The following is a 23,513-nucleotide window of genomic DNA, read 5'->3' as shown; positions in this document are numbered from 1 at the left end:
GGCCCGCGCGTGCAGCCTGACCCCCCGCCCCGCCCTGGCCCCGGCGGACCCGGCCCCCCCCCCCCCCCCCCCCCCCCCCCCCCCCCCCCCGGGGGGGGGGGGGCGGCCCCGCCCCCCCCGCCGCGGCGGGGTCATCGCGATCGGCGTCGTCGCGGTCCTGGTGCTGATCGGCGGTGTGGTCGGCGGCGTCGTCATGCTCAAGGACAGCGGCGGGGACAAGGGCGCGGAGCAGGCGGCCCCGTCCGCGAGCGCGCCGCGCACCCCGGGCGACAAGCCCAGCGGCACGCCCGGCGACCCGTCGCAGGGCCCCGAGGACGCGCCGAAGACCAGTGGCGCCGTCGTGGACGCCCTGGACAGGATCAGCCTGCCGATCCTGCCGGGGTGGCAGGGCAAGACGGGCGCCAGCGGCGCGGGGCTGACCATCGGCGGCTACCCGTGCGTCGCCGACCCGACGCAGAACTGCGTGCGCGGCGGGGTGTTCTCGGTGCCCGCCGCGGCGGCCAAGCTCAAGGGCACGACGCCCGAGGCGGCCGCCAAGGAGGACATCGCGACCAACGCGGAGCAGTCCTACGCGGGCGGTCTCACCTCCCACAAGGAGCTGCTGTCGCAGCCGGTCACCGTCGCCGGGCAGCAGGGGTACCTGGTGCGCTGGCAGGTCGTGACGAAGGTCGGCGACGACGGCTACGTCCAGTCGCTCGTCTTCCCGTCACCGTCCGACCCCAAGCAGCTCGTCCTGGTCCGCTACGGCTTCGACATCAACGCCCAGGCGCCCGGCCTCGCCGACATGGACCGGATCACCCAGGGCATCAAGGCCGCGAGCGGCTCCGGCGGCACGGGCGGCACCGGCGTCTGACCGGGGCCGCCCGCCGCCGGCGGCGGGGGCGGACGTTCAGAGGAACGTCTTGCCCTCGCCGCGGTAGGTCGGCACCGCCGAAGTGACCCGGTCGCCCTCCACCAGGTGCAGTTCCGCGAAGCGCTCGCACAGCTCACCGGCCTTGGCGTGCCGGAACCACACCTTGTCGCCGATCAGCAGATCGTCCGCGGGCGAGCCGATCAGCGGCGTCTGCACCTCGCCGGGGCCCTCCTGCGGGTCGTAGCGCAGCCCCTGCGGCAGGTACGGCACGGGCAGCCGGTCGGCGCCCGCGGCGCCCGACGCCGGATAGCCGCCGCCCAGCACGGTCACGACGCCCACGCCGGGACGGCGCACCACCGGCTGCGCGAACAGCGCCGCCGGACGCCCCCGGAACGACGTGTAGTTGTCGAAGAGCCGCGGCACGAACAGCCCGGACCCGGCCGCGATCTCGGTGACCGCGTCCTCCGCCGCCGTGTGCTGCACGCTGCCGGTCCCGCCGCCGTTGACGAACTCCAGGTCGGGGGCGACCGCGCGCACCGCCCGCACCACCTCGGCCCGCCGGGCCGCCAGTTCCCTGCGCGCGGCCGACTGCATCAGCCGGATCACCCGCGAGCGCACCGGCCGGCCGGCCAGCGCGTCGCCGACGCCGGCCACATGGCCCTCGTACGCCATGATCCCGACCAGCGAGAAGCCGGGCCGGCGGGCGATGGCACGGGCCAGCTCGGCCAGTTGCGCGGGCTCGCGCAGCGGGGAGCGCAGCGCGCCGATCCGCACCCGGCCGCCGAGCATCCGCAGCGAGGTGTCCAGCTCCAGGCAGACCCTGACCCGCTCCGAGCCGCCGCGCCGGGCCGCGTCGATCAGGTCCAGCTGGGCGGGGTCGTCGACCATCACCGTCACGGCGGCGGCCAGCTTCGGATCCCCGGCCAGCGCCGCGAAACCGTCGCGGTCGGCGGACGGGTACGCCAGCAGCACGTCCTCGAAGCCCGCCCGCGCCAGCCACAGCGACTCGTCCAGGGTGAACGACATGATGCCCGCGAACCCGTCGCGGGCCAGCACCCGTTCCAGCAGCGCCCGGCACCGCACCGACTTGGACGCCACCCTGATCGGCTTCCCGCCGGCCCGGCGGGTCAGGTCGGCGGCGTTGGCGTCGAACGCCTCCAGGTCGACGATGGCGACCGGGGCGTCGAGGTGGGCGGTGGCCCGGTCGTACCGGACGCGGTCGGCTGCGGGATCAGACATGCGCGCAGCTTGCCAGACGGCGACTACCGAGCGGTAGGGGTCCCGGGACACCCACAGGTTCCGGGCGGTACGGGCGGGCCGGCGGCGCGCCGGGGGAGCGGCCGCACAGGCGGCGGGGAAGCGGCCGGGGCCGCTCCGGGCGGAACATCCCGGTACCGCCGGTTCTGCGCGGCCCGGCCGCGACGCGCGTCCCGCGCTACCCCCGCGACCTGCGCCGCCCCCGATCCACCGCAGGGCCGGAGCCCGTAGAGTGGCGCCCTGACCGTTTCCGACGCGGGGGCGGAGCCCGTGGCGCGGGCGGAACCCGGCGTCCTGGGCGGGCCACCTCCCGGCGGCAGCCCGGCAGAGACGGTCCGGGCGACGTACGGACATCACGAGGGGGCGCCGGTGAGCACGGGGGTCGAGAACGGACCGGGGCAGCCGTCCCCTCCGCAGCCGCCCGCGTTCCCCCCGCTCTACCCGACGACCCCGCCCCGGCCCGTGCACCGCCCGGCCGCCCGCGAGCAGATCGCCCCCCGCCGCCCGCAGGAGCGCCCGCAGCACCCGCCGCCCGCACCGCCGACGGTCCCGCCGCCGCCCGCCACCCCGCCCCCGCCGGCCGCGGCCCCGTCACCGTTCCTGTCGCGGCACCCCGAACCCCCGCACCCCGAACCCCCGCACCCCGAACCCCCGCACCCCACCGTGCCACCGCCGCCGCAGCGGCACACCTGGGACGGCCCGACGCCGCAACCGGCCCCCGCGACCGGGCCGTTCGGGGTTCCCGCGCCGCCCGCGCGACCGCCCCGCACGGCCGCGACCCGGACCGCGTCGGCGCTCTGCCTCGTCCTGGGCCTCGGCCTGTTCACCGGAGCCGCCACCGGCGCGCTGATCAACCACGACCCCGCCGCCGTCGGGAGCACGCAGAGCGCCTACGCCCGCGCGGGCGAATTGTGGCACAGCGTCCCGGTCGACACGCTCCTGCCGCCCGTCGTGCGCCGGCCGGGCGCGGGGCCCGGCGGCGCCGACCGCACCTACACCCGCGTCGGGGTCGCCCCGGCCGCCGGCTGCGCGGGCGCCTTCGACCCGCTGCTGACGAAGGTGCTGGCCCCGGTGGGCTGCGTCCAGGTGGTGCGCGCCACCTACGTCGACGCCACCTCCAGCCGCGTCACCACCGTCGGCCTGCTCGTCACCGGCGGCGACCCCGCCGGGATGACCGCGCTGAACCACCGCTGGAGCAGCGAACGCCTCGGCTCCCGCACCGACCTGATGCCCCGTCCGGTCGCCTTCCCCGGCACCGCTGCGGCCTCGTTCGGCGACGCGCAGCGGGCCAGCTGGACGGTGAACGTCTCCGCCACCCTCCCCGTCGTGGTCTACGCGGTGAGCGGCTTCGCGGACGGCCGCCCGGTCGCCGAACCCCAGCCCGCCGCCGCGGCCACCGCGCCCGGCGCCACCTCCGCCCCGGCCCAGGCCGGCCTCGGCACCGACGCCCTCGTCCTCGCCGCGGACCTCGACAGCCGGCTGCGCAGGAGCGTCACGGCCGACACGTCCTCCCGGGGGGCGTCATGAGGAGGTCCGCCGCCCTCGGGCGCACCGCCGCCGTCGCGCTGGCCGCGCTCCTCGCCGTGCTGCCGGCCACGTCCGCCCGCGCCGACTCGATCCGCGACGCGGAGTGGACGCTGGACGCGATGCACGCCCACGAGGCCTGGCGCACCAGCCAGGGCGCGGGCGTCACCGTCGCCGTGCTGGACACCGGCGTCGACGCCACCCACCCCGACCTCGCCGGTCAGGTGCTGCCGGGCAACGACCTCATCGGCTTCGGCGCCGGACCCGGCGACAGCACCTGGGCCAAGCACGGCACCGGCATGGCCGCGATCATCGCCGGCCACGGGCACGGCCCGGGGTACACGCAGGGCGTCCTCGGCATCGCGCCCCGCTCCAGGATCCTGCCGGTGCGGGTGATCCTGGAGGAGAAGGACCCCCGGCGCGACGAGGCCCGCGCGAGCAAGGGCAAGGCCGTGCCGGAGGGGATCCGCTGGGCCGCCGACCACGGGGCCGGGGTGATCAACCTGTCGCTCGGCGACGACAGCGCGACCGCCGCGCCGACGGCGGAGTACGACAACGCGATCCAGTACGCGCTGGGCAAGGGCGTGGTCGTCGTGGCGTCGGCGGGCAACGGCGGCGAGCAGGCGGACCGGGCCTCGTACCCGGCCGCCTACCCCGGGGTGATCGCCGTCGGGGCCGTGGACCGGGTCGGCGCGCACGCCTCGTTCTCCACCCGGCGCTGGTACGCGTCCGTCTCGGCGCCCGGCGTCAACGTGATCCTGGCCGACCCCAACCGCAAGTACTACGAGGGCTGGGGGACCAGCCCCGCGTCCGCGTACGTCTCCGGCGCGGTGGCCCTGATCCGCTCGGCGTACCCGAAGCTGAGCCCCGCGCAGATCAAGCAGCTCCTGGAGAGCACCACCCGCGAGCGGCCGGCCGGCGGCCGCAACGACGCGGTCGGCACCGGCCTGGTGGACCCGGCCGCGGCGCTCAAGGCGGCGGCGCGGCTGGAGCCCCGGGCCGAGGCGCCGACCCCGGCGCCGTCCGCCCGCCGGTACTTCGGCTCCGGCCCGACGGTCACGCTCGCACCGCCCGCGGACGGCGGCGGCCTCGGCGACGGGGTGGCGATCACCTGCGCGGTGCTGGGCGGCGTCCTGGTCGGCGCGGCGGCGCTGCTCTGGTTCCGCCCGGCCCTCGGCCGGCCCCGGCGCCGCGGGAGCCACGGCATCCCCACCTGAGCGCCGGACCCCGGCACCGTACGGAGGCGCCCTACCGGAACGCTCCGACCGCCGCCCGCGCGACGTCCTCGGCCAGGGCGATCCCAGCGGCCTGCGTGAGGTGCCCGCCGGAGAGGACCGCGACGAGGTAGGTGGTCCCGTCCGCGGTGACCTGCCCGATGCTGTTGATGTCCCACAGCCCCGTCGTGCTGCGCCGCAGCCAGCCGTTCTTCAGCGCGCTGTCGGACGCCGACGCCGCGGCGGCCGTCACGCCCCAGTCCTGGCCGGCGGATATCCGCCCCATCAGCTCCCGCAGGTACGTCCGCGAGGCGGCGTCCAGCGGGGAGTCGTCTCCGAACACCGCGCGCAGCAGGCGCAGCTGGTCCGCGGCGGTGGTCCTGGTCAGCCCCCACAGGTCGCCGTCACCGCCCACGGTCCCGGTCAGACCGAGGCGCTCGTTGGCCTCGGCCAGGCCCTGCGCGCCGTCCACGGCGTGCCACAGGACCGTGGCGGCGTCGTTGTCGCTCTGCTCGATCATGACGGCGGCGTACGCCTTCTCCTGGGCGGTCAGCTCCCGCCCGGCGTCCTGCGCCCGCAGCAGCAGCGCCGCGAGGATGTCGACCTTGACGATGCTCGCCGTGTCGTACGTCCCGTCCCCGTACACCGCCTGCGCGCCGGACGCGGTGTCCAGCACGGCGACGGAGAAGTCGGCGCCGGCCGCCCCGGCCACGGTGCCGAGCGCGTCGCTCAGCTCCTGGTCCCGGTCCGCCGCGGATGCCTCGGGTTCCACGCTCTCCACCCCCTCCGCGGCCGGCTGCGCCGCACCCGTCGAGGATGCCGCGGGGGCGGCCGGGCGCACCACCGCCCCGGCCGGAGTCCGCGCCAGCGCGTGGACGCCCGCTATGGCGCCGCCGCCCGCCAGGACGACGGCCGCGGCGGTCGCGATGACGACGGTGCGGCCGGTACGACGGGTCCGGTGCCGATTCTGAGCTCGCATTCCTTCGAGCATGGGGATCGAATCTGCGCGCACGCTGAGACGCGAATGAACAAACGTTGAGAAAACGGTCGGGTCGGCGGGGGGACGGCCGTCGCCGGGTGCCGGCCGGGGCCCGATACGCTGCCCAGCGTGTCACTCAAGAATATCCCCGACCCGGGCTTCGCCGACGACGACGGTTCCGCCGACGCGGCGCTGGCCGCAGCCCTCACCGCCTACGCCGCGGACGGCCGGGCCGAGCCCGGCGTGCTCGCCGCGCTGCCCGGCGCCCGCCTGCTGGTGCCCGTGGTGGCGGTCCTGGGGGAGGTCGAGACCGGACCCGACGGCCTGCGCCGCGAGAAGACCAGCGACATGGCGGTGCCCACCATCCAGGCCGCCGACGGCCGCCGGGCACTGCCCGCCTTCACCTCCGTCGCGTCCCTGGCCCGCTGGCGCGCCGACGCCCGCCCGGTCGCCGTCCCGCTGCACCAGGCGCTGCAGGCCCTCGCGCACGAGAAGGCCGACACCCTGCTGATCGACCTGGCCGGGCCCGCCCCGTACGCCCTCACCGGCCCGGCGCTGCGCGCCGTCGCCGAGGGCCGCGCGCAGGCGGACCCGCTCGCCGACCCGGAGGTGCTGGGCGCGCTGCGCGCGGCCGTCGCCGCGGAGTCCGGCGTGCTGCGCGCCTACGTGTCCCCGGCGGGCGACTCGGACGGCACCCTCGGCCTGGTCCTCGCCCGGGGCGCGGCCGTCGCCGAGGTGGCCCGGCGGCTCGCGACCGCGCTCGCCGCCGACGAGGTGCTGCGCTCCCGGCTGGTGCGCGGGCTGGACCTCGCGCTGCTGGGCGCGGACGCCGAGGTGTCGGGCACGCCGCTGTTCGCCCGCTGAGCGCGCCCGGCCCCCGCCGCACCCCGAGGTGTGCGATGCACCCGAACGGCAGACAATGCGATAGCGGGCAAAAGCGCGCATATGGGTGATAACGGATAGCGGGAGGCCCCATGGACAAGCCAACAGTGACCTGCGAGTTCCTGGGCACGCTGCTGCTCGTCTTCTTCGCCGTCGGGTCCGCGGTGCTGGCCGGCGAGTACATCGGCACCCTCGGCATCGCCCTCGCCTTCGGCTTCACGCTGCTGGCGCTGGCCTACACGTTCGGCCCGATCTCCGGCTGCCACGTCAATCCGGCCGTCACCCTCGGCATGCTGGTCGCCGGCCGCATCAACGTCAGGACGGCCGTCGAGTACTGGGTCGCCCAGCTGCTGGGCGGCATCGCGGGCGCGGCGCTGCTCTTCCTGGTGGCCAAGCAGGTGCCGGGGCTGAAGACGAGCGGCGCCTTCGGCACCAACGGCTACGGCAGCCGGTCGGCGGTCGGCATCAACATCGGGGGCGCGTTCGTCGTCGAGGTGGTGCTGACGTTCCTGCTGGTCTTCGTGGTGCTCGCCGTGACGAGCAAGGTCGCGGTGCTCGGCTTCGACGGCCTGCCCATCGGCCTGGCGCTGGCCGCGATCCACCTGGTCGGCATCCCGCTGACCGGCACGTCGGTGAATCCGGCGCGCAGCCTCGGCCCGGCCCTGTTCGCGGGCGGGGCGGCGCTGTCGCAGCTCTGGCTGTTCATCGTGGCGCCGCTGATCGGCGGCGCGCTGGCGGCGCTGGCACACCACGTGACCCACCCGCCGCTGCGGGCCCGCCACGGCGGCCTGCCGGTCGACCGGCAGGACGACGAGCCGGCCGGGGGCCGCCGGGCGGAACGGCCGGAGACGACCTGACGCGCTCGCGTCCGGCCGCCCCGGCCCGCAGGCCCGGTTCCCCGCCTCAGCCGTAGACGGGTCCGGTGAACTTCTCGCCGGGGCCGTGACCGGGCTCGTCCGGCACCAGGGAGGCCTCGCGGAAGGCCAGCTGCAGCGACTTCAGGCCGTCCTTGAGCGGGGCGGCGTGGTAGGTGCTGATCTCGGGGGCGCCCGCGGCGACCAGGCCGGCCAGCGCGGTGATCAGCTTCCGGGCCTCGTCCAGGTCCTTGTGCTCCGGGCCCTCCTCGGCGAGGCCCAGGTTGACGGCCGCGGCGCTCATCAGGTGGACGGCCACCGTCGTGATGACCTCGACCGCGGGGACGTCCGCGATGTCGCGCGTCATCGCGTCGAAGTCGGGGCTCTCGTTCTCGTCACTCATGGGCCTCACGATAGGCGACGGTGCGGGCGGCCTGCGCAAACGGGTGCGGGCGGGGGCGGGCGCGGTGCGGACGGGCGCGGTCCCGCCGATTACGGGCTTCCCCAGGTCACTGGTATGCTTGCAAATCGACCGGTCGGACACACCTGTGCCCGGCCCACAAGTGGAGGCTCCGATCTCCCACCCGACCGACCGAGAGGTTGGCGGGTCCGGTCAGGCAGTGTGCTTCGGCGGATGGTTTCCGGATGCCGAGCGTGCTGCCCGATGCGCCCCGCGGGCTTCCGTGGCGGTGCTCCCGGTTTCGCGGAGCTCTGCCTGTGACCTGTATGGGGCGTTTTTTGCGTTCCGCGTACAGGGGTCGGACGACACAGACGTTACGCGGCTGTCCGCCAGGCGGCCGCGTGGTGCAACCGAGGAGGCCCCATCAGCGCCGAGCCCCGCATCGTCGAGCCTCGCATCAACGACCGCATTCGCGTCCCCGAGGTGCGACTCGTCGGTCCCAGTGGCGAGCAGGTCGGCATCGTGCCGCTTGCCAAGGCCCTGGAGCTTGCGCAGGAATACGACCTCGACCTGGTCGAGGTCGCAGCGACCGCACGTCCGCCCGTGTGCAAGCTCATGGACTACGGGAAGTTCAAGTACGAATCGGCCATGAAGGCCCGTGAGGCGCGCAAGAACCAGGCGCACACGGTCATCAAGGAGATGAAACTCCGGCCGAAGATCGACCCGCACGACTACGACACCAAGAAGGGCCACGTCGTCCGCTTCCTGAAGCAGGGCGACAAGGTCAAGATCACGATCATGTTCCGTGGTCGCGAGCAGTCCCGCCCCGAGCTGGGCTTCCGACTGCTGCAGCGACTGGCGTCCGACGTGGAGGAACTCGGCTTCATCGAGTCGAACCCGAAGCAGGACGGCCGAAACATGATCATGGTTCTCGGTCCTCACAAGAAGAAGACCGAAGCGATGGCCGAAGCCCGCGAGGCAGCGGCCGTCCGCAAGGCCGAGCGTCAGGGTTACGGCTCGGACGACGACTCCGAGGAGCAGGAGGAGCTCGACGGCAGCGTCGAGAACTCCGAGGGTTCCGACGAGTCCGCCGAGGCGCCGGTCGTCGAAGCGGCTGAGAAGCCGGCCGACAAGCCGGTCGAGGGCAACTGAGACCGGTCAGGGCCCCGGGGCACCGTTCCGGGATGTAAGAACAGTACTGACGCTCTCCGTCCGCACCTGTGGCGGACGGGAGGGCCAGCGACGAGGAGACTACGGCGACATGCCGAAGAACAAGACGCACAGCGGTGCGAGCAAGCGCTTCAAGGTCACCGGCAGCGGCAAGATCATGCGTGAGCGCGCCGGCCGTCGTCACCTGCTCGAGCACAAGCCCTCGAGCAAGACGCGCCGCCTCGCCGGCACGGTCGTGCTGGCCAAGGCCGACACCAAGAAGATCAAGAAGCTTCTCGGTCTGTGACGGCCGCGCCCCCTCGTCCGTGAGGACACCGAGGGGCGCGACGTCCAACCGGGATCCCATCGCTTTCGGGCCGCGTGAGTCCCCCCGCGGTCCCCTACAAGGAGTCATCAAGTGGCACGCGTCAAGCGGGCGGTAAACGCCCACAAGAAGCGCAGGGCAGTCCTCGAGGCGGCCAAGGGTTACCGCGGCCAGCGGTCGCGCCTGTACCGCAAGGCCAAGGAGCAGGTCACCCACTCCCTGGTCTACAACTTCAACGACCGCAAGAAGCGCAAGGGCGACTTCCGTCAGCTGTGGATCCAGCGCATCAACGCCGCTGCCCGTCAGAACGACATGACGTACAACCGCCTCATCCAGGGTCTGAAGGCCGCCAACATCGAGGTGGACCGCAAGATCCTCGCCGAGCTGGCCGTCAACGACGCCAACGCCTTCGCCGCGCTGGTCGAGGTTGCCAAGAAGGCGCTGCCGACGGACGTCAACGCGCCCAAGGCCGCCTGAGAACGACGCGACGGGGTACTGCCGGGGTTGCCCCGAGTGATCCCCCCGCAGTCCCCGGACCCGCAGGCTGAGCCTGCGGGTCCGTGTGCTGTCCCGGCGCCCCGGGTCGTGCCCTCACCTCCTCGTCCGGCCGGTGTGAGGGACGCTCCCCACGCCATCTCCCGGATCCACCCAGAAGCGAGCACTCCCATGGCGAGCCCCGAGCCCGAGCTGACCTCCTTGCGATCCCCGCGCGTCACCGCGGCCCACCGGCTGGCCAAGCGCAGCTTCCGCGGCAAGGAGCGACGGTTCATCGCGGAGGGCCCGCAGGCGGTCAGGGAGGCCATCGGCCACCCCGGCGGTACCGCCGGGCGCACGCTCGTGGAGCTGTACGCGACCCCCGAGGCCGCCGAGCGGCACGCCGACATCGTCGCCGCCGCCCGCGCGATCGGGGCCCCGGTGCTCACCGCCACCGACGAGGTCGTCGCCGAGATCTCCGACACCGTCACCCCGCAGGGCATCGTCGGCATCTGCCGCTTCCTGGACTCGCCCTTCGAAGAGATCCTGCGGTCCGCCCCGAAGCTCGTCGCGGTCCTCGCGCACGTCCGCGACCCCGGCAACGCCGGGACGGTGCTGCGCTGCGCGGACGCGGCCGGCGCCGACGCGGTGATCCTCACCGACGCCTCCGTCGACCTGTACAACCCCAAGTGCGTGCGCGCCTCGGTCGGCAGCCTGTTCCACCTGCCGGTCGCCGTCGGGGTGCCCGTGGAGAAGGCCGTCGCGGGCCTGCGCGCGGCCGGCGTGCGGCTGGTCGCCGCCGACGGCGCCGGGGTGCGCGACCTGGACGCGGAGCTGGACGAGGGCACCATGGGCGGCCCCACCGGGTGGATCTTCGGCAACGAGGCCTGGGGGCTGCCGGAGGAGACCCGCGCGCTCGCCGACGAGGTGGTGCGCGTCCCGATCCACGGCAAGGCCGAGAGCCTGAACCTCGCCACGGCCGCCGCGGTGTGCCTCTACGCCTCCGCCCGGGCGCAGCGTGCGCCCGGAGGGTGCCGCTCCGTCACCTCCAGCTAGTAGGGTTGCGGCCCGGGGGAGCCCTGAGAAGGGGGGTGCGGAGATGGATGTCGCGGCTACCGGGAGCGCCATGCCTGCCGCGCTCGCGGGCTGGGAGACCGGCCTGGGCGAGTACGGACTGACGCCCGACGACCTGCCCGACGGCCTCGTCGTCGCGGACGAGGACGGCCGGGTCATCTGTTTCAACTCCGCCGCCGCCCGCATCACCGCGCTGCGGCCGGCGGACGTGCTGGGCCTGCCCATCGAGCGGGCGCTGCCGCTGGAGGACCTCGAAGGCCGCCGCTGGTGGTCGCTGACCGACCCGTACCGGGGGCTCGCGACCCGGCGCGGCCAGCCGGAGCGGAACCTGCTGCTGCCCGGCGGGCGCGAGGTGCTGGTCTCCGCGCGCTACGTGCGCACCCACCCGACCGGGCCGGTCCGCCGGCTCGTCGTGGCCCTGCGCGGCACGGAGGCGCGCCGCCGCACCGAGCGCAGCCACGCCGAGCTGATCGCCACCGTCGCGCACGAGCTGCGCTCGCCGCTGACCTCGGTCAAGGGCTTCACCGCGACCCTGCTGGCGAAGTGGGAGCGGTTCACCGACGACCAGAAGAAACTGATGCTGGAGACCGTCGACCAGGACGCCAACCGCGTCACCCGGCTCATCGCCGAGCTGCTCGACATCTCCCGGATCGACTCCGGGCGCCTGGAAGTGCGCCGGCAGCCGATCGACATCGCCGCGATGGTGCTGCGGCACGTGGACGCGCACGTGGCCGCCGGGCAGGCCAGGGAGCGCTTCCGGATCGACGTCACGCAGCCGCTGCCCGCCCTGTGGGCGGATCCCGACAAGATCGACCAGATCCTCGGCAACCTGCTGGAAAACGCGGTGCGGCACGGCGACGGACAGGTCACCATCGAGGTGGCGCCCTCGTTCCTGGGCACCCCCGACAAGGACCGCGCGGAAGGTACGGCACTGACGGTGAGCGACGAGGGCCCCGGCATCCCCGAGGAGTCGATGAGCCGCGTCTTCACCCGCTTCTGGCGGGGGAGCAAGCGCGGCGGCACCGGCCTGGGCCTCTACATCGTCAAGGGCATCGTCGAGGCGCACGGCGGGACGATCGCGGTCGGCCGGGCGCCCGGCGGCGGCGCCCAGTTCCGATTTATCCTGCCCGTCGGGGCGCCGGCGTTCATGGCCTGAGAGCCGTGTTCCAGCCGGTCCGGCGGGCGTGACCGGCCCATCAGCGCGGCCCCAGTAGACTCGGACCCTTGGCTTGTGTCCGGTCGGGCAGGCCGCTCACAGCACCCAATTCGGAACGGGAAGAGATGTCGGCACCGAACAAGTCGTACGACCCTGTCGAGGTCGAGGCACTGAAACCCGAAGAGATCGAGCGCATGCGGGACGAGGCGCTCGCCGCCATCACCGCCGCCGCCGGCCTCGACGAGCTGCGCGAGGTCAAGGTGGCGCACACCGGCGACCGCTCGCCGCTCGCGCTCGCCAACCGCGAGATCGGCGCGCTGCCGCCGCAGGCGAAGGCCGAGGCCGGCAAGCGCGTCGGCCAGGCGCGCGGCGCGGTGAACAAGGCGCTGGCCGGCCGCCAGGCCGAGCTGGAGGCCGAGCGCGACGCCCGGGTGCTCGTCGAGGAGGCCGTGGACGTCACACTGCCCTACGACCGCGTCCCGGCCGGTGCCCGGCACCCGCTCACCACGCTCTCGGAGCGCATCGAGGACGTCTTCGTGGCCATGGGCTACGAGGTCGCCGAGGGCCCCGAGATCGAGGCCGAGTGGTTCAACTTCGACGCCCTGAACTTCCCGCCGGACCACCCGGCCCGCGAGATGCAGGACACCTTCTTCGTCAAGCCGCTGTCCGGCGGCTCCGACGGCGAGTCCGCGGAGTCCGGCGTCGTGCTGCGCACGCACACCTCCCCGGTGCAGATCCGGTCGATGATCGACCGCGAGCCGCCGGTCTACGTGATCTGCCCCGGCCGGGTCTACCGGACCGACGAGCTGGACGCCACGCACACCCCGGTCTTCGCGCAGGTCGAGCTGCTCGCCGTCGACGAGGGCCTGACCATGGCGGACCTCAAGGGCACGCTGGACCACATGGTCCGGGCGCTGTTCGGCGGCGACCTCACCACCCGGCTGCGGCCCGCCTACTTCCCGTTCACCGAGCCGTCCGCCGAGATGGACATGCAGTGCTTCGCGTGCCGCGGCGAGTCGGCCGTCAACCCGGACCGCCCCTGCCGGACCTGCTCCTCCGAGGGCTGGATCGAGCTCGGCGGCTGCGGCATGGTCAACCCGCGGGTGCTCACCGCGTGCGGTGTCGACCCCGCCAAGTACAGCGGTTTCGCCTTCGGTTTCGGCATCGAGCGGTTGCTGATGTTCCGTCACAACATCGAGGACATGCGAGACATCATCGAGGGTGACGTGCGTTTCACCCTTCCGTTCGGGATGGAGATCTGATGCGGATCCCGCTTTCTTGGCTGCGGGAGTACGTCGACCTGCCCGCCGGCGAAACCGGCCGTGACGTCCAGGCCAAGCTCATTTCCTCCGGCCTCGAGGTCGAGACCGTCGAGCAGCTCGGCGCCGGCCTGACCGGCCCGCTGGTGGTCGGCAAGGTCCTCACCATCGAGGAGCTGGAGGGCTTCAAGAAGCCGATCCGCTTCTGCACGGTCGACGTCGGCTCCGCCAACGGCACCGGCGAGCCCCAGGAGATCGTCTGCGGCGCCCGGAACTTCGCCGTCGGCGACAAGGTCGTCGTCGTCCTGCCCGGTGCGACGCTGCCCGGCGACTTCAAGATCGCCGCGCGCAAGACCTACGGCCACACCTCGCACGGCATGATCTGCTCGGCCGCCGAGCTGGGCATGGGCGACGACCACGACGGCATCATCGTGCTGCCGCCGGAGCACGAGGCCGGCACCGACGCGATCGCGCTGCTGGAGCTCGTCGACGAGGTGCTCGACATCGCCGTCACCCCGGACCGGGGCTACTGCCTGTCGATGCGCGGTGTCGCCCGCGAGACCGCCATCGCGTACGGGATCTCGCTGAGCGACCCCGCGCTGCTCGACGTGCCGCCGCCCAACGCGCACGGCTACCCCGTCAAGGTCGCCGACCCCATCGGCTGCGACCGCTTCACCGCGCGCACCGTGACCGGCCTGGACCCCGAGGCCCGCTCGCCGATCTGGCTGCAGCGCCGGCTGCAGAAGGCCGGCATGCGCCCGATCAGCCTGGCCGTGGACGTCACCAACTACGTGATGCTGGAGCTCGGCCAGCCGCTGCACGCCTACGACCGGTCCCGGGTGGACGGGCCGATCGGCGTGCGCCGCGCGCAGCCCGGCGAGAAGCTCACCACGCTCGACGGCGCCAAGCGGGTGCTCGACGCCGAGGACCTGGTGATCACCGACAACAGCGGTGTGATCGGCCTGGCCGGCGTCATGGGCGGCGCCGACACCGAGATCGCGGACGCCGTCCAGGACGCGACGACGGGCGAGGTGCGCGGCACCACCGACGTCGTCATCGAGGCCGCGCACTTCGCGCCGGTCGCCATCGCCCGCACCGCCCGCCGGCACAAGCTCTCCTCCGAGGCGTCCAAGCGCTTCGAGCGCGGCACCGACCCGCACACCACGTCCGCGGCCGCGCAGCGCACCGTCGACCTGCTGGTGCTGCTCGCGGGCGGCACCGCGGAGCCGGGCGTCACGGAGATCATCTCCCCGTCCGCCCCGCGGTCGATCTCCATCCCGGCCGACCACCCGGACCGCGTCGCGGGCACGGAGTACGGCCGCGAGACCGTGGTGCGCCGCCTGCAGGAGGTGGGCTGCGACGTCTACGGCTCCGACGAGCTCGTCGTCACCGTGCCGAGCTGGCGCCCGGACCTCACCGACCCGAACGACCTCGCGGAAGAGGTCATCCGGCTTGAGGGGTACGAGAACCTGCCGTCCACGCTGCCCAAGCTGCCCTCGGGCCGCGGACTGACCGCGTCGCAGCAGCTGCGCCGCCGCGTCGGCCGCGCGCTGGCCGGCGCCGGGTACGTCGAGGTGCAGAACACGCCGTTCCTCGGCGACGCGGCCTTCGACCAGCTCGGCCTGGAGGCGGACGACCCGCGCCGCCGCACCGTGCAGCTCGTCAACCCGCTCTCCGACGAGGAGCCGGCGATGCGCACGACGCTGCTGCCGGGGCTGCTGGGCACGCTGCGCCGCAACATCGGACGGGGCGCGCACGACCTGGCCCTGTTCGAGACCGGCCTGGTCTTCCGGCCCACCGGCACCGAGCCGGCGCCGCCGCGGCTGCCGGTCGACCGCCGGCCCACCGACGAGGAGATCGCGGCCCTGAACGCCGCACTGCCCGAGCAGCCGCGCCGGGTCGCCGTCGCGCTGTCCGGCGCGCGCGAGCAGGTCGGCGTGTGGGGCAAGGGGTACGCGGCGAGCTGGGCGGACGCCGTCGAGGCGGCCCGCACCGTCGCCCGCGAGGCCGGGGTCGAGCTGATCGTCCGCCAGGACCAGCACGCCCCGTTCCACCCGGGCCGCTGCGCGGCGCTGCTCGCCGTCGTGGAGGGCGAGGAACTCCTCGTCGGCCACGCCGGTGAACTGCACCCGCGGGTCCTGAAGGCCATGCACCTGCCGGACCGGACCTCCGCGATGGAGCTGGACCTGGACCGGGTGGAGCGCGCCTGTGCCGGGCCGGTCCCGGCACCCCGGGTCTCCACCTTCCCGGTGGCCACCCAGGACGTCGCCCTGATCATCGACGCGTCCGTGCCGGCCGCCGAGGTGGAGGCCGCACTGCGCTCCGGCGCCGGCGCGCTGCTGGAGTCGCTGCGGCTGTTCGACATCTACACCGGCGAGCAGGTCGGCGAGGGCCGCAAGTCCCTCGCCTACGCGCTGCGCTTCCGGGCCGCCGACCGCACGCTGACGGCCGAGGAGACGACCGCCGCCCGTGACGCGGCCGTCGCCGCGGCCACCGCGGCCACCGGCGCGGTGCTGCGCGGCGCGTGAGCGCGGACCGTCACGTGTGACCGAACGCCGATGGGGCGCACCCGGATCTCCGGGTGCGCCCCATCCGTCGCTCCGGGCCCGGTGCCGGGCGCGGACCTGCGGCTACCGCTCACGGGATTCCGGCCGGTCCAGGATGCGCAGCCAACTGCCGTCCGGCTGGCGGCGGGCGACCTGGGCGCGGCCGCCGGTGCCGTCGGCGGACCGGGTCGCGGTCAGCGCCAGATCGCCGTTGATCAGCGTGGGCAGCGGCTCCTCCAGGGTGAAGCGCGGCGCGTGCTCGATGAGCTGCTCGATGACGCCGCGGATCGCCTCCCGGCCGACCGTCTCGCTGCCGAGCGGGAACCCCAGCACGGCGTCGGGCTCGTAGAGCGCGGCGACCCCCTCGGCGTCGCCCGCGTTCGCCCGTTCCACGAACAGCCGGGCCAGGTCCTCGGGGTGTGCGGCGGCTTCTCGGGTGCTGGTCATGCGGGTTCGCCCTCCTCGGATGGTGCGCTGGATCGTTCCTCCTTCCCATGGTGCGGCGGCGTGGTCCAGAAGTCGAAGAGATGGATCGTCTGCGAGGCAGAAGCATGAGTTATGCGTCAACGCCTGAGGCCACCCCAAGGTTTCTTCGCTCGATCGGGTGATTCCACCGGGCGAAGCGTCGTGGTTGCGGTGTGCGTCGACAGAATCGGTCCCGACGCGGGGCCCGTTCCCGGTGGGGACGCACCGTCGCCGACCGCGCCAACGGCTGCGAGGGGGAGCCGGCGGATGATCCGTATCAGAGCAGTTTCCGGGGCGGCCGGCCTCGCCGACCTCCTGCTGTACGTGCTGCCCGGGATCTGGTGCGCGCTGGTGCTGGCGGCCGCGTCGGTGACGCCCGCCGGGGTCAACCTGCTGCCCGCGCTGGCGGTCGCGCCCGCCATCGCCTGCCTGTGCAGCGGCCGGCAGCAGTGCGTGCTGGCCGGCGGCGGCGCCGCGCTCGCGGCGCTGGTGTCCGGGGTGGTGGGGCAGGACGGCCGCGAGGTGCGGGGGAGCCTGGGCACGGCGGTGGCGGTCCTCGCGGTGGTGGCCCTGTGCTTCCGGATGGCCGGCCGCCGACTCGGGATGGCCGCGGAGCTGGAACGCACCCGGGAGATCGCCGCGGCCACCCAGCGGGTGCTGCTGCGGCCGCTGCCGGCGCGGGTGAACGGCTACGCGGTGGCGGGCGGCTATCTGTCGGCCAGCGAGGGCGCGCGGGTCGGCGGCGACCTGTACGAGGTGCTGGCGACGCCGTACGGGGTGCGCGCGGTGCTCGGCGACGTCCGCGGCCACGGCCTGACCGCGATCGACTCGGTCGCCGCCCTGCTCGGCAGCTTCCGCGAGGCCGCGCACGACGAACCGGAGCTGACCGGGGTGCTGGCCCGGCTGGACCGTTCCTTCCACCGCCACCTGCGGCAGCGCGCGTGTGCCGAGCACCCGGCCGCGGCGGACGCCGAGGCGCGCGACCCCGTCGCCGAGGAGTTCGCCACCCTGCTGCTGGTGCAGCTGGCCGACGACGGCACGCTGGAGAGCGTCAACTGCGGTCATCCGCAGCCCTTCACGGCCGGACCGCACGCGGACGGCGAGCGGCCGCGGCCGCTCGCGCTGGGGGAGCCGCTGCCGCCGCTGGGCCTGCTGGACGACGCCGACCGGGCGGCGCCGGCGCAGCTCGGGGTTCTGCCGCCCGGCCACGCCCTGGTGCTCTACACCGACGGAGTGCAGGACGCCCGCAACGCGTCCGGGACGTTCTTCCCGCTCCCGGAGGCCGTCGCGTCCGCGGCCGCCGCCGCCCGGACCGGCGGCGCGCTGGCCGCCGCCCCCCTCGCCCGCGCGCTGAGCTCCGCGGCCCTGCGGCATTCCGGCGGCAGGCCGGCGGACGACATGGCGCTGCTCGTCCTGCTCCGCGAGGCGGCCCGCCTCCCGGCGCTGCCCCGTCGCGCCGCCCTGTCGGGCCCGCGGCTGTCCTGACGCCGGGGCGTCCTACCAGGACAGGCCCGCCAGGTGCGGGCTCCGGCGCGCGGCGGGCGGCGGCGCGACCGCCGTCACCGGCGCCGCGCACAGGTCCGGGTCCAGCACGGTGAACGGAGCGGACTCCGTCAGCCGCAGCGTGGGTGACCCCGGGGGCCGGGACGCCGCGGGGACGAAGAAGCAGTGGTCGGGGTCCGGAGCGGCGGGCAGGCAGGCGTCGCAGGACCAGACGGCGAAGTCGCCGCCGTCGCGCGGGCTCAGCGTGCCGACCCGTGTCGTCCCGGCGCCGCTCGCCGCGCAGCGGAAGCATGTACCGGTCACGGTCGGGCCTCCAGGGGGGTGGTGTCGCGGACCGCACCACCCGCCCTGCCGCGGTGTGCCTGGCAACGCAGGACGAGTGGTGCGGGGTGGGGCCGCCGCCAATGCACGAGGGGGAGTCGGCGGCCTGGGTCACAGTCAATCCCTCGGCCCATCCCCGGGGGAGGGTGTGCGACCGGCATATGCGGGTGCTCCGCTCACACCCCGTGTGAACGGGGTGGGACTACGCTGCGCGCAAGTGGGCGAAACCAGGGGGCCGGATGGAACCCAACACGTTGTTCGACGCCGTTCTCGACGAGGCGGGAGCCTCGCACGCGGGGCTGGCCGCCCGGATCAACGCCCTGGGCCGGGCCCGGGGGGTGCCGCTCCGCTACGACCGCACGGCGGTGACCCGCTGGATCAAGGGCCAGCGCCCGCGCGGCGAGGTGCCCGACCTGATCCGCGAGGTCCTCGGCGGCCTGGTGCAGCGCCCGCTGACCCTGGCCGACATCGGGATGGACCGCGGAGCGGTGGCCCAGACCGCCGGCTCCCCGCTGACCGGATTCGTGGAGCGGGCCACGGCACTGTGGCGCGCCGACGAGCAGCAGCGCTCCCACGTGCGCACCGCGCCCGTACTGACCGGGCCCAAGGCGGTCATGCCGCTGTGGGAGTGGGAGAACCCGCCGGAGGACATGGACGTCTCCCGGACCGGGGTGCAGCGGGTGACCGGCGCCGACGTGGCCATGCTGCTCGCCGCCCGCGCGCACTACGAGGAGCTGTACCGGGGCGCGGGCGGGGTGGCGACCCGCGACCGCGTCGTCGGCTTCCTCAACGTCCAGGCCGCGCCGCTGCTGCGTGGCCGCTACTCCGACCCGCTGGGCCGGCAGCTGCACCGCGCGGTCGGGGCGCTCGTCGGGATCGCCGGGATCTGCGCCTACGACACGGACGCGCACGGGCTCGCGCAGCGCTACTTCCACCAGTCGCTGCGGCTGGCCAAGGCGTCCGGGGACCGCGGCCTGGGCGCCTGCGTGGTCGGGATGCTCGTCTACCAGTCGCTCCATCTGCGCGACTACCGGCAGGCCGTGGCGTTCGCCGAGGCGGCGCTGCGCACGGCGGGCCACAACGTCACCCCGGCGCTGGCCGCCGACCTGTACGCGATGCAGGCCAAGGCGTACGGGCGGCTCGGCGACCGGTCCAGCGCCCACCGCTGCGCCGGACTCGCGGAGACCGCCGAGCAGCGCATCCGGGTCGAGGAGGAGCCCGCGGAGACCGCCTACGTGCAACCGGGCCTGGTGGACGTGCAGCTGGCCGAGACCTACATGAGCCTCGGTGAGCTGCGGCCCGCCCTGGAGCACGCGGTCCACGCGGTGAGCTCCCCCTCGCACGCGCGCGGCCGGGTGCACCGGCTGGCCGTGCTGACCCATGTGGAGCTGCGCCGGGGCGAGGCCGACCACGCCGCGACCTTGGCGGTCCGGATGGTGGAGCAGGGGCGGGGTATGGAGTCGCAGCGTCTGCGCGACCGGTTCGCGGCGGTCCGCCGCCACCTGGCCGAGTACGACAGCGTGCTGGCGGTCCAGGCCGCGGGGCTCATCGACGAGCTGCTCCGCGTTCCACTGTGACGCTGAGACGAGCTGCGATGTTGTCACCATCCGAAAGGAAGGTGACGGAATCGTGCAATGGAAGAACCTTAGTGAGCGAACTGTGTACAAAAACCGCTGGATGCGCGTCAATCTCGCCGATGTCGAACTGCCCGACGGGCGGCATCTCGACCACTACCTGATCCGGCTGCGTCCCGTCGCGCTGGCCACCGCCGTCAACGAGGCGAACGAGGTGCTGCTGCTGTGGCGGCACCGCTTCATCACCGACAGCTGGGGATGGGAGCTGGCGGCCGGAGTCGTCGAGGACGGCGAGGACATCGAGACCGCGGCGGCCCGGGAGATGCTGGAGGAGACCGGGTGGCGCCCGGGTCGGCTGCGCCACCTGCTGACGGTCGAGCCCTCGAACGGGCTGACCGACGCACGCCACTTCGTGTACTGGTCGGATGAGGCGGAGTACATCGGCCACCCGGAGGACGACTTCGAGTCGGACCGGCGGGAGTGGGTGCCGCTCAAGACCGTGCCCGACATGGTCGCGCGGGGAGAGGTCCCCGCGTCGAACATGGCAGCCGCGCTACTGATGCTGCATCACCTGCGTCTTGGCTGATGCTCGCGGCCGAGCAGGCTGTTCAGGACGTGCAGTGCGGCGGCCCGCCGTGCGGGCCTGCGGGACCACACGGCGGGTGCGGCGGCGCCGATCAGCAGCAGGAGGGAGAGGACGGCGACGACGACCGCGGGCAGCAGCGCGCGGCGTCCACCGACGATCATGGTGAGGGTGCTGAGAGGGAGGCTGAGGATCACGGGGGAGAGTGCTCTATGGGGATGGTCCGGTCTCATGCAAAAATAGTGAAGCACGTGAGAGACGTTTCGTCTACGAATTGGGACGGTGGGCATGGTGGGCAGTGAGCGCCGCGATCAGCTGTCCCGGTTGGTCCTGGAGGCCCAGACGGCGGGGGACTCGTACCAGGACCTGGCCGACCGCGCCATCGACCCGGTGACCGGGGCCACCGTCTCCAAGCCGTATCTGCACAAGCTCGCCCGCGGCCAGGTCGCCACCGCGCCGGGGCCCGTCCAGCTGCGCGCGATCGCCGCCGCCCTGCGCCGGCCGGCCGCGTTCGTGCAGCGGGCCGCCGCCGAGCAGTTCCTCGGCTGGGTCTCGGACGAGGTGCAGGGCTACGACGACGACATGCGCGTCATCGTCACGTACGCCGAGGCGATGCCGCCGGCGGAGCGCCGGCAGCTGCGCGCGACGGTCGAGGCGTGGGAGCGGGCGCGGGCCGAGGAGCCGTAGCCGTTGTTGGCCGGTTGGGCTGTTGTGGGGGTGCGGACCCGGCGGTACGTTGCCGGGTGACGCGCATCCGGTGCCTGGATCCGCCGGTAGCGCGTGCCACCGATGGGGAAACACCGTGATCCGGATCGTCTATCTCCTGGCCCCTCTCGAGCCCGATGTCGGCGCGGTCGTCCGCGAACGGCGCGGCCGGGTCGAGGTCTACCTCTCCGACCGCCACCACACCCGCGACGGGGTCGCGGCACTCAACAGCGCCTGCGAGGAGCTGCTCGCGGCGGGGCACTGGTTCCAGCTCTGGAAGGGCGAGATCGTCTCGATCCGGTCGCCCGAGCACTGACCCGTGCACTGACCCGAGCGCTGCCGCGTACGCCGGCCGGTCGGCGGAGCTGTCAGCGGGCCGGGCCGGCCGCTTTCAGCGCCGTCACGGTGGCCGCCGCGAGGCTGTCGAGGTAGCCGGCGGGCAGGGCGGAGCGGATCACGGCCAGCCGCCAGTAGAGCGGGCCCGCGATCAGGTCGAGCGACAGGTCCGCGTCCGTCCCCGCCGCCAGCTCCCCGCGCTCGACCGCCTTGCGCACCACGGCGGCGGAGATGCCGCGCTGGGTGTCGCGCAGCGCCGTCTGCAGCGCCGCCGCGATCTCCGGGTTGCGCGCCGCCTCGGCGAGCAGGTCCGGGATGATCTGCGACGCGACCGGATGCCGCAGGGCGCGCGAGGTGACCTCCAGCAGTAACCGGACGTCACCGAGGAGCGAGCCGGTGTCCGGCGCGGGCATCCCCTGGACCGCCACGGCGGAGACCGTGTCGAGGACCAGCGGCAGCTTGGAGCGCCAGCGCCGGTAGACCGCCGCCTTGCCGACGCCGGCCCGGCGGGCGATCCCCTCGATCGACATCCGGCCGTAGCCGACCGCCGCCAGCTCGTCGAAGACGGCGCTGCGGATGGCGTCCGTCACGTCCTCCCGGAGCACGGCGGCTCCCGCGGGGGCGCGACGAGGGGTTCGGGGCTCCGTAGGCATGCCGCCGAGCCTAGCGCGACGAGGCGACGGAACGGTTGCGTTCCATTCGAGAGATGCAATACGGTCGTGTCACACGACGAGACGGATCCGTTCCGTCGTGTCGCGTTCACCCCCCGTTCTCGCCTCGAACGAAAGCGCGTCACATGACCTTGCACACCCACGCCTCCGCGGCGGCGCAGGACCTGGACCGGCCGGACGGCGGGCTGTCCGCCGCTGACCTGGCGGCGAAGTACGGGCTGTCGGTCAGCGGTGCCCGGCCGGGCCTTGTGGAGTACACCCGGCAGTTGTGGGGCCGGCGGCACTTCATCAACGAGTTCGCGAAGGCGCGGACGCAGGCGCAGTACACCGATGCGCGGTTGGGTCAGTTGTGGCAGGTGATGACGCCGTTGCTGAACGCGGCGGTGTATTACCTGATCTTCGGGTTGCTGCTGGGCACGGACCGCGGTGTGGACAACTTCATCGCGTTCCTGGTGACGGGCATCTTCATCTTCACGTTCACCCAGTCCTCGATCATGTCGGGGGTGAAGGCGGTGGCGGGGAACCTGGGGTTGATCCGGGCGCTGCACTTCCCGCGGGCGTCGATGCCGATCGCGTTCACGCTGATGCAGTTGCAGCAGTTGCTGATGTCGATGCTGGTGCTGTTCTCGATCGTGCTGATGACCGGTGAGGTGCCGACCTGGTCGTGGCTGCTGGCGATTCCGGCGCTGTTCATCCAGTCGGTGTTCAACGCCGGTCTGGCGTTGGTGGTGGCGCGGCTGGGCAGCAAGATGACGGACCTGGCGCAGCTGATGCCGTTCATCCTGCGCACCTGGATGTACACCTCCGGCGTGATGTACAGCATCGCCAACTTCACCAAGGACGCCCCGTACCTCGTGCGGATCCTGCTCGACATCAACCCCATCGCGGTGTACATCGACCTGATGCGCTTCGCGCTGATCGACAGCGTGACCTCCGAGCAGATGCCGCCGCACGTGTGGGCGGTCGCGGTGGGCTGGGCACTCGTGGCGGGTATCGGCGGGTACGTGTATTTCTGGAAGGCTGAGGAGAAGTACGGCCGTGGCTGAGACAGCGGAGATCGAGAAGAGCGCCACCGGCCACGCGGCTCCCGCCCCGGCCCCGGCCGAGAGCCGGATCCCGACGGTCATCGTGGACGACGTGCACATCGTCTACCGGGTGCACGGCGCGGGGAACAGCAAGGGCAGCGCGACGGCCGCCCTGGGGCGGATCATCTCCCGCAAGTCGTCACCGAACGTGCGACTGGTGCACGCCGTGCGCGGAGTGAGCTTCACCGCGTACCGGGGCGAGGCCATCGGCCTGATCGGGTCGAACGGGTCGGGCAAGTCGACGATGCTGCGGGCGATCGCGGGGCTGCTGCCGCCGGAGAGCGGCCGGGTCTACACCGACGGCCAGCCCTCGCTGCTGGGCGT

General features: G+C 73.9%; 26 protein-coding genes. 19 read left to right on the top strand and 7 right to left on the bottom strand.

All coding sequences use genetic code 11. The features are described 5' to 3' along the window. Positions 1–160: 160 nt before the first annotated feature. A complete protein-coding gene (locus ABZ721_RS38755) occupies positions 161–853 on the top strand; it encodes a hypothetical protein (protein WP_358793529.1) in 693 nt (230 codons plus the stop codon). 36 nt (positions 854–889) lie between these two features. On the opposite strand, the gene ABZ721_RS38750 is transcribed toward ABZ721_RS38755, so the two are convergent. Further along, a complete protein-coding gene (locus ABZ721_RS38750; RefSeq protein WP_358793528.1) occupies positions 890–2,092 on the bottom strand; it encodes an amino acid deaminase/aldolase in 1,203 nt (400 codons plus the stop codon). Between the two features lie 387 nt (positions 2,093–2,479). On the opposite strand from ABZ721_RS38750, the gene ABZ721_RS38745 reads away from it, so the two are divergent. Together ABZ721_RS38745 and mycP are read left to right on the top strand one after the other, a co-directional pair. After that, the gene (locus tag ABZ721_RS38745) at positions 2,480–3,637 is read left to right on the top strand and encodes a hypothetical protein (RefSeq protein ID WP_358793527.1); all 1,158 of its coding nucleotides are present in this window, start codon (positions 2,480–2,482) and stop codon (positions 3,635–3,637) included. Further along, on the top strand, positions 3,634–4,851 hold the full coding sequence (mycP, locus tag ABZ721_RS38740; protein WP_358793526.1) for a type VII secretion-associated serine protease mycosin: 1,218 nt from the start codon (positions 3,634–3,636) through the stop codon (positions 4,849–4,851). The genes ABZ721_RS38745 and mycP overlap by 4 nt, the downstream gene beginning before the upstream one ends. A 31-nt stretch (positions 4,852–4,882) precedes the next feature. Here the strand turns inward: mycP and ABZ721_RS38735 are convergent, their stop codons facing one another. Beyond that, positions 4,883–5,827, bottom strand: a complete 945-nt coding sequence (locus tag ABZ721_RS38735; protein ID WP_358793525.1) for a serine hydrolase — start codon at positions 5,825–5,827, stop codon at positions 4,883–4,885. Between the two features lie 129 nt (positions 5,828–5,956). On the opposite strand from ABZ721_RS38735, the gene ABZ721_RS38730 reads away from it, so the two are divergent. Together ABZ721_RS38730 and ABZ721_RS38725 are read left to right on the top strand one after the other, a co-directional pair. Beyond that, positions 5,957–6,691 (top strand): SseB family protein, encoded by a 735-nt coding sequence (locus tag ABZ721_RS38730; protein WP_358793524.1) that lies wholly within the window; start codon positions 5,957–5,959, stop codon positions 6,689–6,691. Between the two features lie 110 nt (positions 6,692–6,801). Next, a complete protein-coding gene (locus ABZ721_RS38725; protein WP_358793523.1) occupies positions 6,802–7,566 on the top strand; it encodes an MIP family channel protein in 765 nt (254 codons plus the stop codon). A 46-nt stretch (positions 7,567–7,612) separates the two neighbouring features. On the opposite strand, the gene ABZ721_RS38720 is transcribed toward ABZ721_RS38725, so the two are convergent. After that, positions 7,613–7,966, bottom strand: coding sequence for a DUF1844 domain-containing protein (locus ABZ721_RS38720; protein WP_358793522.1), 354 nt, complete (start codon positions 7,964–7,966; stop codon positions 7,613–7,615). 420 nt (positions 7,967–8,386) lie between these two features. Between ABZ721_RS38720 and infC the strand changes: the two genes are divergently transcribed. From infC to pheT, 7 genes are all read left to right on the top strand, one after another. After that, a complete protein-coding gene (gene infC / locus ABZ721_RS38715) occupies positions 8,387–9,115 on the top strand; it encodes a translation initiation factor IF-3 (protein WP_358793532.1) in 729 nt (242 codons plus the stop codon). Positions 9,116–9,224: 109 nt separating this feature from the next. Continuing rightward, positions 9,225–9,419, top strand: a complete 195-nt coding sequence (gene rpmI, locus ABZ721_RS38710) for a 50S ribosomal protein L35 (RefSeq protein WP_269269419.1) — start codon at positions 9,225–9,227, stop codon at positions 9,417–9,419. A gap of 111 nt (positions 9,420–9,530) precedes the next feature. Next, positions 9,531–9,914 (top strand): 50S ribosomal protein L20, encoded by a 384-nt coding sequence (rplT, locus tag ABZ721_RS38705; RefSeq protein ID WP_358793521.1) that lies wholly within the window; start codon positions 9,531–9,533, stop codon positions 9,912–9,914. 189 nt (positions 9,915–10,103) lie between these two features. Further along, on the top strand, positions 10,104–10,967 hold the full coding sequence (locus ABZ721_RS38700) for an RNA methyltransferase (protein ID WP_358793520.1): 864 nt from the start codon (positions 10,104–10,106) through the stop codon (positions 10,965–10,967). A gap of 70 nt (positions 10,968–11,037) precedes the next feature. Continuing rightward, the gene (locus ABZ721_RS38695) at positions 11,038–12,141 is read left to right on the top strand and encodes an ATP-binding protein (RefSeq protein WP_358793531.1); all 1,104 of its coding nucleotides are present in this window, start codon (positions 11,038–11,040) and stop codon (positions 12,139–12,141) included. Between the two features lie 125 nt (positions 12,142–12,266). Then, positions 12,267–13,403: a phenylalanine--tRNA ligase subunit alpha gene (pheS, locus tag ABZ721_RS38690; protein ID WP_358793519.1), complete on the top strand. Its 1,137-nt coding sequence runs from the start codon at positions 12,267–12,269 to the stop codon at positions 13,401–13,403. Continuing rightward, on the top strand, positions 13,403–15,928 hold the full coding sequence (gene pheT / locus ABZ721_RS38685; protein ID WP_358793518.1) for a phenylalanine--tRNA ligase subunit beta: 2,526 nt from the start codon (positions 13,403–13,405) through the stop codon (positions 15,926–15,928). Before pheS ends, pheT begins: the two co-directional genes overlap by 1 nt. 102 nt (positions 15,929–16,030) lie before the next feature. On the opposite strand, the gene ABZ721_RS38680 is transcribed toward pheT, so the two are convergent. After that, a complete protein-coding gene (locus ABZ721_RS38680; RefSeq protein WP_358793517.1) occupies positions 16,031–16,393 on the bottom strand; it encodes a nuclear transport factor 2 family protein in 363 nt (120 codons plus the stop codon). Between the two features lie 285 nt (positions 16,394–16,678). Here ABZ721_RS38680 and ABZ721_RS38675 point away from each other — a divergent pair, with 285 nt between their 5' ends. Further along, positions 16,679–17,896: a PP2C family protein-serine/threonine phosphatase gene (locus ABZ721_RS38675; RefSeq protein ID WP_358793516.1), complete on the top strand. Its 1,218-nt coding sequence runs from the start codon at positions 16,679–16,681 to the stop codon at positions 17,894–17,896. A gap of 12 nt (positions 17,897–17,908) precedes the next feature. Here ABZ721_RS38675 and ABZ721_RS38670 read toward each other — a convergent pair whose 3' ends face one another. Then, positions 17,909–18,217, bottom strand: a complete 309-nt coding sequence (locus ABZ721_RS38670) for a hypothetical protein (RefSeq protein ID WP_358793515.1) — start codon at positions 18,215–18,217, stop codon at positions 17,909–17,911. A gap of 257 nt (positions 18,218–18,474) precedes the next feature. On the opposite strand from ABZ721_RS38670, the gene ABZ721_RS38665 reads away from it, so the two are divergent. Beyond that, complete coding sequence (locus tag ABZ721_RS38665; RefSeq protein ID WP_358793514.1) at positions 18,475–19,812, top strand: transcriptional regulator; 1,338 nt, start codon at positions 18,475–18,477, stop codon at positions 19,810–19,812. 52 nt (positions 19,813–19,864) lie between these two features. Beyond that, on the top strand, positions 19,865–20,395 hold the full coding sequence (locus tag ABZ721_RS38660; protein WP_358793513.1) for an NUDIX hydrolase: 531 nt from the start codon (positions 19,865–19,867) through the stop codon (positions 20,393–20,395). On the opposite strand, the gene ABZ721_RS38655 is transcribed toward ABZ721_RS38660, so the two are convergent. Next, on the bottom strand, positions 20,377–20,589 hold the full coding sequence (locus tag ABZ721_RS38655; protein ID WP_358793512.1) for a hypothetical protein: 213 nt from the start codon (positions 20,587–20,589) through the stop codon (positions 20,377–20,379). The two genes, ABZ721_RS38660 and ABZ721_RS38655, sit on opposite strands and share 19 nt — an antisense overlap. Before the next feature lie 91 nt (positions 20,590–20,680). Between ABZ721_RS38655 and ABZ721_RS38650 the strand changes: the two genes are divergently transcribed. Together ABZ721_RS38650 and ABZ721_RS38645 are read left to right on the top strand one after the other, a co-directional pair. Next, positions 20,681–21,079 carry a hypothetical protein gene (locus ABZ721_RS38650; protein ID WP_358793511.1) on the top strand — a complete coding sequence of 133 codons (399 nt, stop codon included), beginning with the start codon at positions 20,681–20,683 and terminating at the stop codon, positions 21,077–21,079. Positions 21,080–21,194: 115 nt separating this feature from the next. Beyond that, positions 21,195–21,413, top strand: a complete 219-nt coding sequence (locus ABZ721_RS38645) for a hypothetical protein (protein WP_269269432.1) — start codon at positions 21,195–21,197, stop codon at positions 21,411–21,413. Between the two features lie 52 nt (positions 21,414–21,465). Here the strand turns inward: ABZ721_RS38645 and ABZ721_RS38640 are convergent, their stop codons facing one another. Beyond that, a complete protein-coding gene (locus ABZ721_RS38640) occupies positions 21,466–22,086 on the bottom strand; it encodes a TetR/AcrR family transcriptional regulator (protein WP_358793510.1) in 621 nt (206 codons plus the stop codon). 143 nt (positions 22,087–22,229) lie between these two features. Here ABZ721_RS38640 and ABZ721_RS38635 point away from each other — a divergent pair, with 143 nt between their 5' ends. Next, positions 22,230–23,150, top strand: coding sequence for an ABC transporter permease (locus tag ABZ721_RS38635; protein WP_358793509.1), 921 nt, complete (start codon positions 22,230–22,232; stop codon positions 23,148–23,150). A gap of 67 nt (positions 23,151–23,217) precedes the next feature. Continuing rightward, positions 23,218–23,513: ATP-binding cassette domain-containing protein (locus ABZ721_RS38630; RefSeq protein WP_358793530.1), on the top strand; the 296-nt coding region annotated here is incomplete at its 3' end.

Origin of the sequence: Streptomyces sp. NPDC006733 (genome assembly GCF_040636125.1) — a bacterium.
Taxonomy (GTDB): Bacteria; Actinomycetota; Actinomycetes; order Streptomycetales; family Streptomycetaceae; genus Actinacidiphila.
This window is presented reverse-complemented; position numbering and strand designations above follow the sequence as displayed.

Coding starts and splice junctions, on each gene's coding strand:
- pheS (WP_358793519.1), top strand. CDS start 12,267: ATGTCGGCACCGAACAAGTCGTACGACCCTGTCGAGGTCGAGGCACTG.
- ABZ721_RS38675 (WP_358793516.1), top strand. CDS start 16,679: ATGATCCGTATCAGAGCAGTTTCCGGGGCGGCCGGCCTCGCCGACCTC.
- ABZ721_RS38735 (WP_358793525.1), bottom strand. CDS start 5,827: ATGCGAGCTCAGAATCGGCACCGGACCCGTCGTACCGGCCGCACCGTC.
- rpmI (WP_269269419.1), top strand. CDS start 9,225: ATGCCGAAGAACAAGACGCACAGCGGTGCGAGCAAGCGCTTCAAGGTC.
- ABZ721_RS38680 (WP_358793517.1), bottom strand. CDS start 16,393: ATGACCAGCACCCGAGAAGCCGCCGCACACCCCGAGGACCTGGCCCGG.
- ABZ721_RS38695 (WP_358793531.1), top strand. CDS start 11,038: ATGCCTGCCGCGCTCGCGGGCTGGGAGACCGGCCTGGGCGAGTACGGA.
- ABZ721_RS38640 (WP_358793510.1), bottom strand. CDS start 22,086: ATGCCTACGGAGCCCCGAACCCCTCGTCGCGCCCCCGCGGGAGCCGCC.
- ABZ721_RS38750 (WP_358793528.1), bottom strand. CDS start 2,092: ATGTCTGATCCCGCAGCCGACCGCGTCCGGTACGACCGGGCCACCGCC.
- ABZ721_RS38665 (WP_358793514.1), top strand. CDS start 18,475: ATGGAACCCAACACGTTGTTCGACGCCGTTCTCGACGAGGCGGGAGCC.
- ABZ721_RS38720 (WP_358793522.1), bottom strand. CDS start 7,966: ATGAGTGACGAGAACGAGAGCCCCGACTTCGACGCGATGACGCGCGAC.
- ABZ721_RS38650 (WP_358793511.1), top strand. CDS start 20,681: ATGGTGGGCAGTGAGCGCCGCGATCAGCTGTCCCGGTTGGTCCTGGAG.
- ABZ721_RS38635 (WP_358793509.1), top strand. CDS start 22,230: ATGACCTTGCACACCCACGCCTCCGCGGCGGCGCAGGACCTGGACCGG.
- mycP (WP_358793526.1), top strand. CDS start 3,634: ATGAGGAGGTCCGCCGCCCTCGGGCGCACCGCCGCCGTCGCGCTGGCC.
- ABZ721_RS38725 (WP_358793523.1), top strand. CDS start 6,802: ATGGACAAGCCAACAGTGACCTGCGAGTTCCTGGGCACGCTGCTGCTC.
- ABZ721_RS38700 (WP_358793520.1), top strand. CDS start 10,104: ATGGCGAGCCCCGAGCCCGAGCTGACCTCCTTGCGATCCCCGCGCGTC.
- pheT (WP_358793518.1), top strand. CDS start 13,403: ATGCGGATCCCGCTTTCTTGGCTGCGGGAGTACGTCGACCTGCCCGCC.